The 12,612-nt window shown below is 60.0% G+C and carries 14 protein-coding genes and 1 tRNA gene; 6 read left to right on the plus strand and 9 right to left on the minus strand.

The genetic code is table 11. From position 1 onward, the window contains the following. Positions 1-71: 71 nt before the first annotated feature. The 3 genes from QMO80_RS01605 to QMO80_RS01615 all read right to left on the minus strand — a co-directional run bounded on the left by QMO80_RS01605 (position 72) and on the right by QMO80_RS01615 (position 2,013). Positions 72-776 carry a hypothetical protein gene (locus QMO80_RS01605; RefSeq protein WP_283198613.1) on the minus strand — a complete coding sequence of 235 codons (705 nt, stop codon included), beginning with the start codon at positions 774-776 and terminating at the stop codon, positions 72-74. Between the two features lie 97 nt (positions 777-873). Then, positions 874-1,800, minus strand: a complete 927-nt coding sequence (locus tag QMO80_RS01610) for a DMT family transporter (RefSeq protein ID WP_283198614.1) — start codon at positions 1,798-1,800, stop codon at positions 874-876. 128 nt (positions 1,801-1,928) lie between these two features. After that, positions 1,929-2,013, minus strand: a tRNA-Leu gene (locus tag QMO80_RS01615). A gap of 182 nt (positions 2,014-2,195) precedes the next feature. Between QMO80_RS01615 and lipB the strand changes: the two genes are divergently transcribed. Then, positions 2,196-2,915, plus strand: coding sequence for a lipoyl(octanoyl) transferase LipB (gene lipB, locus QMO80_RS01620; RefSeq protein ID WP_283198615.1), 720 nt, complete (start codon positions 2,196-2,198; stop codon positions 2,913-2,915). Between the two features lie 157 nt (positions 2,916-3,072). Next, complete coding sequence (locus QMO80_RS01625) at positions 3,073-3,717, plus strand: isoprenylcysteine carboxylmethyltransferase family protein (RefSeq protein ID WP_283198616.1); 645 nt, start codon at positions 3,073-3,075, stop codon at positions 3,715-3,717. Between the two features lie 72 nt (positions 3,718-3,789). Here QMO80_RS01625 and QMO80_RS01630 read toward each other — a convergent pair whose 3' ends face one another. From QMO80_RS01630 to QMO80_RS01640, 3 genes are all read right to left on the minus strand, one after another. Further along, positions 3,790-4,155 carry a hypothetical protein gene (locus tag QMO80_RS01630; protein WP_283198617.1) on the minus strand — a complete coding sequence of 122 codons (366 nt, stop codon included), beginning with the start codon at positions 4,153-4,155 and terminating at the stop codon, positions 3,790-3,792. 325 nt (positions 4,156-4,480) lie between these two features. Next, positions 4,481-5,011, minus strand: coding sequence for a BON domain-containing protein (locus tag QMO80_RS01635; protein WP_283198618.1), 531 nt, complete (start codon positions 5,009-5,011; stop codon positions 4,481-4,483). A 114-nt stretch (positions 5,012-5,125) separates the two neighbouring features. Further along, positions 5,126-5,620: a peptide deformylase gene (locus tag QMO80_RS01640; RefSeq protein WP_283198619.1), complete on the minus strand. Its 495-nt coding sequence runs from the start codon at positions 5,618-5,620 to the stop codon at positions 5,126-5,128. Positions 5,621-5,861: 241 nt separating this feature from the next. Between QMO80_RS01640 and mgtE the strand changes: the two genes are divergently transcribed. Continuing rightward, positions 5,862-7,277, plus strand: a complete 1,416-nt coding sequence (mgtE, locus tag QMO80_RS01645) for a magnesium transporter (RefSeq protein ID WP_283198620.1) — start codon at positions 5,862-5,864, stop codon at positions 7,275-7,277. A gap of 65 nt (positions 7,278-7,342) precedes the next feature. Next, a complete protein-coding gene (locus QMO80_RS01650) occupies positions 7,343-7,735 on the plus strand; it encodes a MerR family DNA-binding transcriptional regulator (RefSeq protein WP_049735382.1) in 393 nt (130 codons plus the stop codon). Here QMO80_RS01650 and QMO80_RS01655 read toward each other — a convergent pair whose 3' ends face one another. Further along, positions 7,736-8,746 carry a heparan-alpha-glucosaminide N-acetyltransferase gene (locus QMO80_RS01655; RefSeq protein ID WP_283198621.1) on the minus strand — a complete coding sequence of 337 codons (1,011 nt, stop codon included), beginning with the start codon at positions 8,744-8,746 and terminating at the stop codon, positions 7,736-7,738. After that, positions 8,746-9,510: a DUF599 domain-containing protein gene (locus tag QMO80_RS01660; RefSeq protein WP_283198622.1), complete on the minus strand. Its 765-nt coding sequence runs from the start codon at positions 9,508-9,510 to the stop codon at positions 8,746-8,748. The genes QMO80_RS01655 and QMO80_RS01660 overlap by 1 nt, the downstream gene beginning before the upstream one ends. Before the next feature lie 210 nt (positions 9,511-9,720). Between QMO80_RS01660 and QMO80_RS01665 the strand changes: the two genes are divergently transcribed. Further along, complete coding sequence (locus QMO80_RS01665; RefSeq protein WP_283198623.1) at positions 9,721-10,494, plus strand: fumarylacetoacetate hydrolase family protein; 774 nt, start codon at positions 9,721-9,723, stop codon at positions 10,492-10,494. Between the two features lie 192 nt (positions 10,495-10,686). Next, a complete protein-coding gene (locus QMO80_RS01670) occupies positions 10,687-11,187 on the plus strand; it encodes a carboxymuconolactone decarboxylase family protein (RefSeq protein WP_283198624.1) in 501 nt (166 codons plus the stop codon). Positions 11,188-11,388: 201 nt separating this feature from the next. Here QMO80_RS01670 and QMO80_RS01675 read toward each other — a convergent pair whose 3' ends face one another. Next, entirely contained in the window at positions 11,389-12,390 is a 1,002-nt protein-coding gene (locus tag QMO80_RS01675; RefSeq protein ID WP_283198625.1) for a LacI family DNA-binding transcriptional regulator, read from the minus strand. Positions 12,391-12,612 lie beyond the last annotated feature (222 nt).

A 12,612-nucleotide genomic window follows, 5' to 3' on the forward strand; every position in this document is an offset into this window, starting at 1 on the left:
CGTTCCGGAGTTTTACGCACAAAACACCGGAACGCACAATCATGCTTGAGGAGTGGCAGGCTTGAGGAGCTTCAGGCGACGGCCGCTTCCGAGACCGGTTCTTCGTCGACAATGCGCAGCCAGCGGCTGCGCCGCGGCTCGGCATAGTCGCGCAGCTCGGCGGCGGCCATGATGCCGGCCCAGTGCGGGTGATTGGCGCCGGGCAGCGTCGCCTGATCGATCTGCTGGAGCACGCCGTATTCGACCGAGGAGACGGGGATAACACCGCCTTCGGCGACGCTTCTGAAGATGCGCATGGCGAAATCGACATCCTGGCGGGTAATGCCCCGGCGATCGACGGCGCGCGACAGCTTGTAGCCACCGATATTGTCGGTGATCGCCAGGCGGAGCTGGTCCAGCGCGAGCGCCCTCAATTCACCCGGGACATCGGCCGAAAGCTCCATCACGTGGAGAATGAGCTCGAGTTCCAGCGCCGAGTTGACGACGCCATCGGTCGTGAACATGCGCATGATCCAGGCGATGTTGATTTCATCGAGCGAGCCCTGCGGATAGGTGTAATGGACGATGAAGCCGGCGAGCTGCTCGACGAAGAACGCGTTCCACGCGGCGCATTTTTCAGGGCAGGAATTGTTGAGCGCCAACATCGCCACGACATCGTCGGATGTCCGGATTCCTTCCGGGAAAGCATGTTTGCGCAGCAGGACTATATCTTCGGCCGTCAGCCGATGCTTGCCGGCCACCACACAGGCCGGGAAAGCGAGACGGAATTCGCTCATGTTTTAGCTCCAGGCTTCATCATGAAGCCGGAAACAGTTTTACCGTCTGCGAATTGACGATCCCTCAAGAAGCGGAGTTAATCCGATATTCCCGGGATCAGGAGGATTTTAGCGATCGCGCCTGCAGCCGCTCGCGCCAGATGATGAAGAGGCCCGATGCGATGATGATGAAGATGCCGATCCATTTGGAAAAATTCGGGAAGTCGTTGAAAAGCGCATAGCCGAGAACGGTTGCCGAGATGATCTCGAAATATTGGAACGGCGCAAGCAGCGACAGCGGCGCGAGCCGGAAAGCCCGGACGATCAGCATATGCGCATAGCCGGAGATCGAACCCAGCGCGAGAAGCAGGACGAGACCGAGACCGGAGGCGGGCAGGGAGACGGCGAAATCGGCATTGCCGGTGCCGCTGCCGACGAGAAGGGCGGCGGCCATGAAGGCCGTTCCGCCGATGCCGGCCATCGTCTGCATGGTTAGCGGCGAATCGGCCTCGCCGATGGCGCGGTTGAGGAAGAGATAGAGCGAGAACAGAAAGGCGCAGGCCACCGGCAGCAGCGCCTTCAGACCGAATATTTCGTAGCTCGGCTGAATGACGATCATCGCGCCGCCGAAACCGACGACGATCGCCATCCAGCGCCGCCAGCCGACCTTCTCCCCGAGGAACAGCGCCGACATGGCCGTCAGCATGAAGGGCTCGACGAAATAGATGGCGAAGACGTCGGCAAGCGGCATGTATTTGACGGCGACGAAGAAAAGCAGGCTTGCGGCGCCATGCAGCACGCCGCGCAGCAGGTTCATCCATGGCCGCTTGGCCGAAAGCGCCTTCAGCCCGAAAACGGCGAAGAGAATCGGCAGGGTGCAGGCGATCTGGAAGAAGAATCGGTAGAAGGTCACCTGACCCGGCGACATCGCCTCGAAGGTCGCCATATATTTGGCGATGGCATCCATGGTCGGCAGGATCAGCATGGCGCCGGACATGATCGCCATGCCCTGCAGGGAGTTTTGATGGGCTGGATGCTCTGACATGGCGGCCGATTCGTGAGGGGGGTGACGCCATCAACCATGCGAAGACCCGGCGATCAAGCCGCGCAACCGCAAATAGCGTCGAGGTGAAATCGAAATCGTCGCTTTGAAAGCGTTTCCCTGAAGGGAGATGGTGCGGTCGAGAAGACTCGAACTTCCACGGGTTGCCCCACAGCGACCTCAACGCTGCGCGTCTACCAATTCCGCCACGACCGCATCGTGGTAGGTGCCGATTTGCGTCGGCGGGGCAGCATGTAGCAAAAGCATTTGGGGTGCACAAGGGCGATATGACAGTTTTTTTCAAAACCCGTCACAGCATTTGAATTGCCCCTGAAACGGGTCCATATAGGTCTCCTGCCGCCCCTTTTTATCAGGCCTTTCGGGGAGGGCGGCAAGGAATGACCATGCTTCGCACCGATCTCGAATTCTCCATGCTCCCGAATCCCGGTACCCGCCCGGTACGCTGGCGCATCGCCGACGGCCTCATTGCCTATGAAGAGGCGGTGGAGACGATGGAGCGCGAAGTGGCGGTGATATCGGATGGCGGCGACGAGCTCGTTTGGCTCGTCGAGCATCCGCCGCTCTATACCGCCGGCACCAGCGCCAATGCCGGGGATCTCGTCCAGCCGGACCGTTTCCCGGTCTTTGCGACGGGGCGCGGCGGGGAATATACCTATCATGGACCCGGCCAGCGCGTCGCTTATGTGATGCTCGACCTGAAACGCCGGCGCCAGGACGTGCGCGCCTTTGTCGCTGCCCTCGAGGATGTCGTCATCCGCACGCTCGATATGATGAATGTGCGCGGCGAGCGGCGTGAAGATCGCGTCGGCGTCTGGGTGCGCCGGCCGGAAAAGCCGTTTCTTGCCGATGGAACGATGGCCGAGGACAAGATCGCCGCCCTCGGCATCAGGCTGCGGAAATGGGTGACCTTCCATGGACTGTCGCTCAACGTCGATCCCGATCTCGATCATTTCGGCGGCATCGTGCCCTGCGGGATCTCGGCCTATGGCGTGACCAGCCTCGTCGATCTCGGCTTGCCGGTGATGATGGCCGATGTCGATATCCGGCTGCGCACCGCCTTCGAGGCGGTTTTCGGCGAAACGACGCGCGAAAGCTGAGGGCGGTCTGGCCTGTCGTTGTTACCGCATTCTGCAGTCAGGATCGGCAAAGCAAGAATCGCCGCTCCTTCAGATGTGAGCGAATGCCTTAACCTATAATTAGCGACCACGCAGATATAGATTGCCACAATCTTATGATGTGGAAGTCTTGCAAACTATGAAAAAACAGGCAGCGGCAAGCTGGTCATTCCTCGATATCCATTTTGTTCTGGATATCGTCGAAAAGGTCCTGATCTGCTATTTATTCGTTGCGATCGTTATGCGTATCGTGCCCCAGATGCAGGACAATAGGGCGATCATCGATGGCCTGCTGCTTGTTTCGGAAGGCGCTGCCGCCTTTCTGATCCTCACCCGCAGAGCGACGAGGAATGCGTCGCTACGGGTCTATGACTGGACTGTCACCGCCATCGGCACGCTCTTCCCGCTGCTCGTCTCGCCAACGACGACGGGGCCGCTTGCGCCGCTCTGGCTCTGTGGAATGGTGATGTGCCTCGGGTTCATCCTGCAAATATCCGCAAAGCTGGTATTGCGGCGAAGCTTCGGCCTGGTGCCGGCCAATCGTGGCGTCAAGATCGGCGGCCCCTACAGGTTTGTCCGTCATCCGATGTATGCGGGCTATTTGATGACGCATGTCAGCTTCTTCCTGGCCAACCCGTCGCTCTTGAATTTCGCCATTTATGCGGCGGCTATTTCCGCGCAATGTCTGCGCCTTCTGGCAGAGGAGCGTCTGCTCAAGGAGGATCCTGCTTACGCGGCCTTCATGACCACGACCCGCTACCGGCTTGTTCCATTCGTGTTCTAAGACGACAGAGAAGCAGATTGAAAAGAGAAGGGCCGGTTTCCTGGTTGGATTCCGGCCCGATCTTTTATTGGATCAATGCGTGGCGCGGCAGGCTTCGGTGCGGGAGGCACCGCTGTCGGCACCCTTGGTGTGGGACCCCTTCGGGCCAATCATGCTATGGCATGGGGGCAGGGGAGCGATGCTCGCCGTTGCGGTCTTGTCGACGGCAGGGGCGGCCATGGCGCTCGGGGCGAAGCCGTCGCTGTCATTGGTATAGTCGCTGGAATAGGCCGGGGCCTTATGGTTCGTGTAGTGAACAGGGGCAGGCTTGGCCACCGGGCTCGGTGAGAAGCCGTCGCTATCGTTGGTGTAGTCGTCCGAATAGGTCGGCTGGGCGAAGGCGGCGCCTGCAAGGCTGACGGCGAACAGGGACGCGGCAAGGGCAAATTTGATGCGCATGGGTCTATCTCCTCAATCTGCTGTTGAATTCCACAACATAAAACCAACCCCTGGCGCATCCGAGTTCGCGCCCCAATTTGGGCAATTTTGTGATGGAACGGCGGCGCAGCCGCGACCTTTTGTCCAAATGAAATCACAGTGTTGTCACTGAAATTGACGTTCGCGTTACGCAAGCCGCCTAAGCAAAATGAGAGAATGCGGCATCACAGGACACATATTGCGATGCAATCTGAAATTGTTAACTTTTGGTAATGTTAGACGGGGCAGACCGCGGCGGCGCGAGGCATTGGCGCCGTCCGCCGGCTATCCGTATCTGGTGGGTGAATCAGTCTTCGTTGGGGATATGCGCGTCGACGCCGGTCAGCTGCAGTCTGTTGCGGACATGGCGGACGCCGTCGACCGAAAGTGCGCTGAGTTCGACCTTGCGGGCGATGCCGATCGTCTCCACCGAACCTTCCAGGGTGATGACGTGCCCGTCTGCATGAACCTCGATGCTGTTGATGTCGACCTCGGGAATAGTTTCGAGATGATCGTTCACCCGCGCTTCGAGTTCGTCGCTTTCATCGCGGTCGATGGTGTCGGCCCGCAGCGAGTCCTTCAGACGGTTCTCGTTGCCGTCTGCATCCGTGCCATCGATCCGGAAGCCTCTGTTGGGGTCGCTGTCGAAATTTGCGGCCGTCTCGCCATAGGGGCGGTTGGCCGGGTCGGCGCCGGTGCCGTCGGCATAGGGCCAGCCGTCGTCGAGATTGCGTTCCTCGAGGTCGCGATAATCCTCTTCACGGGAAAGCTCTGCCTTTTCATCAAAAGGCTTGGGACCTTCGCGTGAAATCGGGGGCTTGTCACCGATCCTTGCCATTGCAGTCGCTCCTTTTTGCGGGAAATCGCTGGGTTTCTTTGCGGGAGAACGCCAGCGGCGGCGAATAGTTCGGCGCGGGAGCCGATTTGTCAGCCCGATCGTCAGGCTTGGTCGTCAGGTTTGCGCCTTCTCCCATTTTTTCACGAGACGGTCGCGCTTCAGCCGCGAGAGGCGCTGCAGCCAGAAAATGCCGTCGAGTTGGTCGACCTCGTGCTGGATGCAGATGGCGAGGAAATCTTCGGCGACGTCCTCGTGCATGTTGCCCTCGGCGTCCTGATAGCGGAAGCGGATCGACCGCGGCCGCGTGACCTCGTCGGTCGCTCCCGGCATCGACACACTGCCTTCGGCATGCGTCATCGTCTCCTTCGAGAACCAGGTGATCTCCGGGTTGACGTAGAGCCGCACGCCGTCTGTCTTGTCGAGTTCCAGCACCGTCACACGGCTGAAGACGCCGATATGAGCGGCGGTGATGCCGACGCCGGGGGCGGCGCGCATCGTTGCCAGCAGGTCGTCGGCAAGCCCGGCAAGCGACGAATCGAAGACTGTCACCGGCGCGCAGACGGTCTTCAGACCGGGATGCGGATAGCGCAGGATCGGGCGAATGGGCATGGGGCTGTATTCCTCGGCTCGGATGCGCGGCGAAACTATCGCCGGTCGCGGGCATTGTCATCAAGAGGCAGGTTTGCGGCTTTACGGCAGGGATGCTTTGGGCTAGCAGGAACCATGAATTCCGACCGCGGGAACCTCGCGCGGGGATTTGCTTATCTGCTTGTTGACAATATGTTTTCCGCCGACATTCGCGAATGCGGCGCTGTAGTCGTTGAAATTCGAACCAGATGCGAGGCGGCAGATGACGACGACCGATGGGGAAGAGCGCATCCGCAGGCGTCCCGAGGACGAGGAAGCCGATATCTACGACGAGGACGGCAATGTCCGCAGCGATTTCCTGGCGCTGGTCGGCGCCGCGATCGCTGACCGCGACACGCTGTTCCTGCGTCAGAATGTTGCCCGCCTGCATGAATCCGAAATAGGCGACCTGCTGGAATCGATTCAGCCGGATCAGCGCCTGGCGCTGGTGCGCCTGCTCGGCGAAGATTTCGACATGACGGCGCTGACCGAGGTCGACGAGGCGATCCGCCGCGAAATCGTCGACCAGATGCCGAACGACCAGATTGCCGCCGCGATCGGCGATCTCGATTCGGACGATGCCGTCTACATTCTTGAAGATCTCGACAAGGAAGACCGGGAAGAGATCCTTGCGCAACTGCCGTTTACCGAGCGGGTGCGGCTGCGCCGGGCGCTCGACTATCCTGAAAGTTCGGCCGGGCGCCGCATGCAGACGGAATTCGTCGCCGTGCCGCCGTTCTGGACTGTGGGACAGACGATCGACTACATGCGTGACGAGGAGGATCTTCCCTATTCCTTCTCCCAGATCTTCGTCATCGATCCGACCTTCAAGCTGCTCGGCGCCGTCGATCTCGATCAGATCCTGCGCACCAAGCGGCAGACGAAGATTGAGCAGATCATGCGCGAGACCAACCATCCGGTTCCTGCCGAGATGGACCAGGAAGAGGCTGCCCAGCTCTTCGAGCAGTACGACCTTCTCTCGGCCGCCGTCGTCGATGAAAACGGCCGGCTGGTCGGCGTACTGACCATCGACGACGTCGTCGATGTCATCCACGAAGAGGCGGATGAGGACATCAAGCGCCTCGGCGGTGTCGGCGACGAAGAGCTGTCGGACAATGTGATCTCGACGGCGCGCTCGCGCTTCCTCTGGCTTCTGATCAACCTCGGCACGGCGATGCTGTCGGCCAGCGTCATCGGCCTGTTCGACGCCTCGATCGAGAAGATGATCGCACTTGCCGTGCTGATGCCGATCGTCGCCTCGATGGGCGGCAATGCCGGCACGCAGACGATGACGGTGACGGTGCGCGCGCTCGCCACCCGCGATCTCGACATCTACAATGCCGGCCGCATCATCCGCAGGGAGGCGGGCGTCGGCATCCTCAACGGCGTCGTCTTCGCGACGATCATGGGCTTGATCGCCGGCACCTGGTTCCACGACTATCAGCTCGGCGGGGTGATCGCGGCGGCAATGATCATCAATCTGATGGCGGCAGCCCTTGCCGGCATCCTGCTGCCGCTGCTGCTCGACAAGGTGGGCGCCGACCCGGCGATCGCCTCGTCGGTCTTCGTGACGACGGTGACAGACTGTACCGGCTTTTTCGCCTTCCTCGGCATCGCCACATGGTGGTTCGGCATTTGAGCGGTTGTCAAAAATTGACTATTACGTAAAAGTCAATATTATTGCCGGTTCATGACGGGGAACACATGCTGGTGAACAAGTTTTATAGCATAACGGAGCTGACGCGCGAATTCGGTGTCTCGACGCGCACGCTCCGCTTCTACGAGGATGAGGGACTGATCCATCCGGAACGGCGCGGGCGCACCCGTCTCTTCCGGCAGGCCGACCGACGGCTTATCGCGGAAATCCTGCGCGGCCGACGCATCGGTTTCACCATTGCTGAGATCCGCGAGATCATCCAGGTCTACAAGGAGCCGCCGGGCGAACTCGGTCAGTTGAAGCTGCTGATGAAGCGCGTCGACGAGAAGCGCGATGATCTGCGTCAGAAGCGCAAGGATATCGACGACACGCTGGTGGAACTCGACAATATCGAAGAGGCCTGCCTCGGCCGCCTCGCCGAAATCGGCGTCACCACCTGATCATGGCTGCGGCTGTGGCGCAGGCTCTACCTCGGCGCTGCATTCGCCGGCGATCGTCTGGACCCGCTCATCCTTCTCCACGTCGATCTCGTTCGCCTGCAGCTGGTTCAACAGGCTTTGGGCCTGCAATTTCTCCAGCGTACACTGGCAAAAGCTGCGGCAGAGCGCTTCGCCCTGTTGCATGACGCAAGTGGAGTTGCATTGCTTTAGGTAAGTTTCGGGCGGATCCGGCTTCGGCGGCGGGACGAGAAGGGAAAGCCCGTAAGCGATGGCGATCAGCACCGGCTGGTGAACGAGGTAGAAGGCAAGGCTGTGGCGGCCGAGCCTTGCCGGCCACCAGGAACCGGTGCCGATAGCGGCAAGCCGATGCAGCAGCCTGGTTCTGATGGCGATCGAGGCAAAACTCAATCCCGCGAAAAACGGCGTTGCCCAGGGAAACAGCGGCACATAATCGTTCGACCGTTCCGGCATTGCGGCCAGCCCGATCCAGGCGAGATATCTCGGATCGAAGAAGGATGACCGCAGCAGGCCGGGCGTGCCGAAATTATCGGTAAGCCAGGCAGCAAGGAGCGCCAGCGTGGCGATCAGCGTGAAGGCGATCGGCAGCCTCAAAAAGACGATGCCGATCAGCGTCAGCACCGCGATGCAATGCAGGATGCCGAAATAGATCCACTCGTTCGGCATCGCGATGCGCGTCGCGATCGAGATCGCAGCCGCCGCCGCGGCAATCATGCCGAAACGCTTCCAAAAAGACGGCCAGCGGATCTCCGGCCTGCTCGACAGCACCAGGCTGATGCCGACGATGAACAGAAAGGTCGTGGCGATCGCCCGGGCATAGATCTTCAGCCAGCCTGTCTCGGCCGTGCCTGGCGCGAGATAGCCCATGAACTCCATATCCCAGCTGAAATGGTAGCTCGCCATGGCGATCAGCGCGACACCGCGCGCCGTATCCAACAGGCCGATGCGCGGCGGTCTTGCCGCCGCATCGGCTTTAATTGCCGGCAATGTCATCACAGTCCCTCGGGCAAATCACGTCCGTCGCTCGACGGCATGTCGCGGCGGAGAGCGGAAAGATGGAGATTCGATGGCGGGCCGGCATCCATGATCGCCAGCCGCGCCTGCGAGAAGAATTGCCGCCGCCCCAGCACGAAGATGACGATCGCCGTCGTCGTCATGAAGACATAGGGGTTGATGAACCAGCCGAGATAGCCGATCGACAGGAAGATCGCCCTGAGGCCCTCGTTGAAATTGCTGCCGGCAATGACATTCATGCGGATGACGCGTTCGGCGGCCCGCTCGGCGGCGATGATATCACTCTCGGCGTCGCGCAGCATTGGGATCGAGCCGAAGAGAATGGTGCAATAGTTGAACAGCCGATAGGACCAGCCGAACTTGAAGAAGGCATAACCGAAAAGCGCCGCCAGTCCGCCGACCTTCATCTCGAAGGCGGCATGGCCGCCATGGAGGACGAAGGGCAGGTCGGCAAAGACCGCGTCGACCTTCTCGGTGGCGCCCAGCAACGCGAAGCAGCTGCCGATTGCGAAGATCGAGGTCGAGGCGAAAAAGGCGGTGCCGTTCTGCAGGCCAGCCATGATCTGCGTGTCGATCATCTTCAGGTCGCGGCGCAGCGAATTGTAGATCCACTCGCGCCGCCGCTCGGTCATCGCATGGGTGAGGCTGGTGCGGCCGAAAAAGGTGCGGCCCTTCAGCAGCCAGGAATAGCCCATCCAGACACAGGCAAAGAAGGCCAGAGCGATATAGTCCGCCGTCGTCATCAGTGATTCAGTCTCCGCATGAACGCGGCCACCTTACATATGCGCTGCAATGCTGCAATGACCGGTGAGCGAGGCCCGCGCGGTTTATGCGCGTAACCTGACAATCGAATTCGACTTTCCGAGCGGATGATGGCCAAGGCAACAGGAGGGAACAGGGCGCGTTGACCAGGTCAACCAGTTGCGCTAACGTTAGCAAAAAAGGAGATCAGCATGAAGGTTGTGCGCTACCGGTCTGTCGATGGAATTCACTATGGGGTCGAAAGTGAGGGCAGGATCGATCGCATAGCCGGCGATCCGTTCGAAGGCATCGAGCGGACGGGAAAGGAAGATCACCTTTCCGACGTCCGTCTGCTGTGCCCAGTGGAACGGCCCCGGATATTTGGGGTCGCTTACAATTACCGACAGCACACCGACGAGTCCGGAAAGGAGCAGCCGACGCTTCCGGTGTTGTTCATGAAACCCAGCACGGCGGCGAGCGGCAACGGAGATGCCATTGAATATCCGAGTGATGGCGAAATCGTCCACTACGAAGCTGAACTGGTCGCCATCATAGGCAAGGGCGGACGCCGCATCAGCAAGGAAGATGCGTTGCGGCATGTGCTTGGCTACACGTGCGGAAACGATATCAGCGACCGCATCATACAGCGGCAGGAAAGCAAATTTGGCTGCCTGCTGGCAGGCAAAGGTTACGACTCCTTTGCGCCGATGGGGCCGGCCATCGTTACCGATCTCGATCCGACGAATCTTGACGTCATCCTTCGTCAGAACGGTACCGTCAAACAGGCGGGAAATACGCGAGACCTCGTCTATCCCGTTGCTGACATCGTTGCTTATTTGAGCCGCTTCATGACGCTGCTGCCTGGTGATGTAATCATGACCGGTACGCCTGCGGGCGTTGGGCCGATCGGTCCCGGCGACGAACTCGAGGTGGAAATTCCCGGTATCGGTGTTCTGAAAAATCCGGTGGTTGCGGCACCGCACTAGCTGAAGCTCTTGCAGGGGGCGCTGCGGCGCGAACATTCTGATTGACCTCAGAATCACTAATGCTATTAATGCTAACGTTAGCACCTGTTGCAGAGAGTGGTTCCGCACCGGACCACGTTGAACAGGGAATTTTGTCAAGGCAAAGTTGAGGGTGGAGAAATGGCACGCGTAAAATATGTCTCGAATACCGAGTTGGCCGAGACGCAACCTGCGCTCAATGAGCGCCTGCTGAAAGAGAGGAAGGTTCCGACCGGAAACATCTTTCTGGCGCTCGCCAACGCCCCTGCGATCCTCGGCGATTTCCTCACTTATGCCAATGCGGTGCGGGCTGCCGACCTCAGTCCGAAGCTGCGGGAGATGGCCATCCTAACGGTCGGGTACTGCACAAACTCCGAGTACGAGGTGAAGCATCATCATTCTCATGGGCTCAAGGCCGGCCTGACGGAGGAGCAGTTCCATGCAATCGCGCACTTCGAGACCTCGGATCTCTTTGACGAGCAGGAAAAGGCTGTGATGGCCTTTGCCAAGGAGTCCACGCTGAATGTCGATGTTTCCGATGAGGTGTGGAACGGGGTCGCGAAGTTCCTGTCGGAGAAGCAGCTTGTCGAGCTCTCGATCAATGTCGCCTGGTACAATTCCGGCGTTCGCCTCATGGGCGCGCTGAAGATCGACCTTGAAGAGGGGTATCGCTGAACAGGCAGGCGGCGCCCAAGGCTGCGCCGCCTCGACTTGCCGTATGGTCTTGGCGGCGCTCATCAAGATAATTCCAGAGCTTTCAGCGTCCGGCCCTGGATGCGGGATGAATCGCAGCCGATCGAAGAGAGGCGCGTGTCGCCGGACGGGCGCCTCTCTCTGATCCCGCCTGCCGCGGGAGATCTGCAGCCTGCCGGCGTTTCACGGAGCGCCCGTGCTGCCGCGAATGACCAGTTGGGGCGGAGAGATGAAGCTGTATGGCTTGCTGAGGTCGCCCTTGTTCTGGAGGTGGTGCAGGAACCAAAGCCCGCAGGCGGTCGCCAGCTCCGAAACGGGCAATTGGACTGTCGTCAGTCCCGGACCCCACCACCGATAGCCAAGCTCATCGCCAAATCCGACGACCGAGATATCTCGAGGGACGCTCAAGGCCTGGTCCTGGATTTCGTCAATGACTCCGGAGGTGTTTTGAACTGCGCCGAGCACAAGCGCCGTCGGTCGATCCTTTAGGGAAAGCAGGCGGCGCACGGCCTCCCGTCCGAATTCGGGCGAGGAAGGCGCACCAAGCTCCTCGTGAACGGTGATGGTTCGGCCGGCGCTTTTGACGGCGTCCCGGAAACCCTGCACGCGCGCCGCGCCGGTGGGCAGTTCTTCCGTGCCGCCGATATAAGCGATCCGATTGTGACCCGCACCGATGATATGTTCGGTGCTCTCGTAAAGCGCCCGTCTGTCATCGATCCCAAACCATTGGTCGCCGAGCAGCGGTGCCTTTCGCAGCAATTGGATGTGCGGCGTCATCTTCAGGATTCGCGCGGAATCGGGATGAGGTTTTGCGCTCGGGACCAGAATGATCCCGGCGACATTGACGCTCGTGAGCTCCCTGATGTGGCGAAGCTCGTGCATTCTGTCGTCATCGGTTTCGCACAAGGTCAGCTGGTAATTCGCCGACAGAAGGCACTGCGAGAGGGCGTGGGCAATCGTCGAATAAAAACTGTTCCGGATATCCGGAACAATCAGCCCGACGAGATTGCTCTGCACCCCGCGCATCATGCGTGCAGCACGATTGGCAACGTAGCCCGCTTGAGCGGCGGCTTCGTTCACCTTTCTCTTCATCTCGGCGCTGATGCGGCGATCGTCCGCAAGCGCGCGGCCCACGGTCGAGGGGGAAACTTGAAGTATCGCGGCGATGTCTTTAATTGTTACCATCGTTTCTGGCTCGGAATGATCGCTTTGGCTAACGATAGCATTGACGCCGCGGTTGTCAAACCTTCCGTACCGTTTAAGTGGCAATCATTTGATTTTTCGCCTTCAGCACTTGGGCGCGGTCGCTGATCACCATGTAAAATAAAAATCTTTCAGTCGCTTAAGTCTAGCAATCGGGATTGCTGTGCCCATGGCGATGCGCTCGCGCGGGCGCTTCGGCGCCAA

This window comes from Rhizobium sp. BT03, assembly GCF_030053155.1.
In the GTDB taxonomy this organism is placed as follows: domain Bacteria; phylum Pseudomonadota; class Alphaproteobacteria; order Rhizobiales; family Rhizobiaceae; genus Rhizobium.

Coding starts and splice junctions, on each gene's coding strand:
- QMO80_RS01630 (WP_283198617.1), bottom strand. CDS start 4,155: ATGCGCATCAAATTTGCCCTTGCCGCGTCCCTGTTCGCCGTCAGCCTT.
- lipB (WP_283198615.1), top strand. CDS start 2,196: ATGACCATGCTTCGCACCGATCTCGAATTCTCCATGCTCCCGAATCCC.
- QMO80_RS01675 (WP_283198625.1), bottom strand. CDS start 12,390: ATGGTAACAATTAAAGACATCGCCGCGATACTTCAAGTTTCCCCCTCG.
- QMO80_RS01665 (WP_283198623.1), top strand. CDS start 9,721: ATGAAGGTTGTGCGCTACCGGTCTGTCGATGGAATTCACTATGGGGTC.
- QMO80_RS01635 (WP_283198618.1), bottom strand. CDS start 5,011: ATGGCAAGGATCGGTGACAAGCCCCCGATTTCACGCGAAGGTCCCAAG.
- QMO80_RS01660 (WP_283198622.1), bottom strand. CDS start 9,510: ATGACGACGGCGGACTATATCGCTCTGGCCTTCTTTGCCTGTGTCTGG.
- QMO80_RS01650 (WP_049735382.1), top strand. CDS start 7,343: ATGCTGGTGAACAAGTTTTATAGCATAACGGAGCTGACGCGCGAATTC.
- QMO80_RS01640 (WP_283198619.1), bottom strand. CDS start 5,620: ATGCCCATTCGCCCGATCCTGCGCTATCCGCATCCCGGTCTGAAGACC.
- QMO80_RS01605 (WP_283198613.1), bottom strand. CDS start 776: ATGAGCGAATTCCGTCTCGCTTTCCCGGCCTGTGTGGTGGCCGGCAAG.
- mgtE (WP_283198620.1), top strand. CDS start 5,862: ATGACGACGACCGATGGGGAAGAGCGCATCCGCAGGCGTCCCGAGGAC.
- QMO80_RS01610 (WP_283198614.1), bottom strand. CDS start 1,800: ATGTCAGAGCATCCAGCCCATCAAAACTCCCTGCAGGGCATGGCGATC.
- QMO80_RS01625 (WP_283198616.1), top strand. CDS start 3,073: ATGAAAAAACAGGCAGCGGCAAGCTGGTCATTCCTCGATATCCATTTT.
- QMO80_RS01655 (WP_283198621.1), bottom strand. CDS start 8,746: ATGACATTGCCGGCAATTAAAGCCGATGCGGCGGCAAGACCGCCGCGC.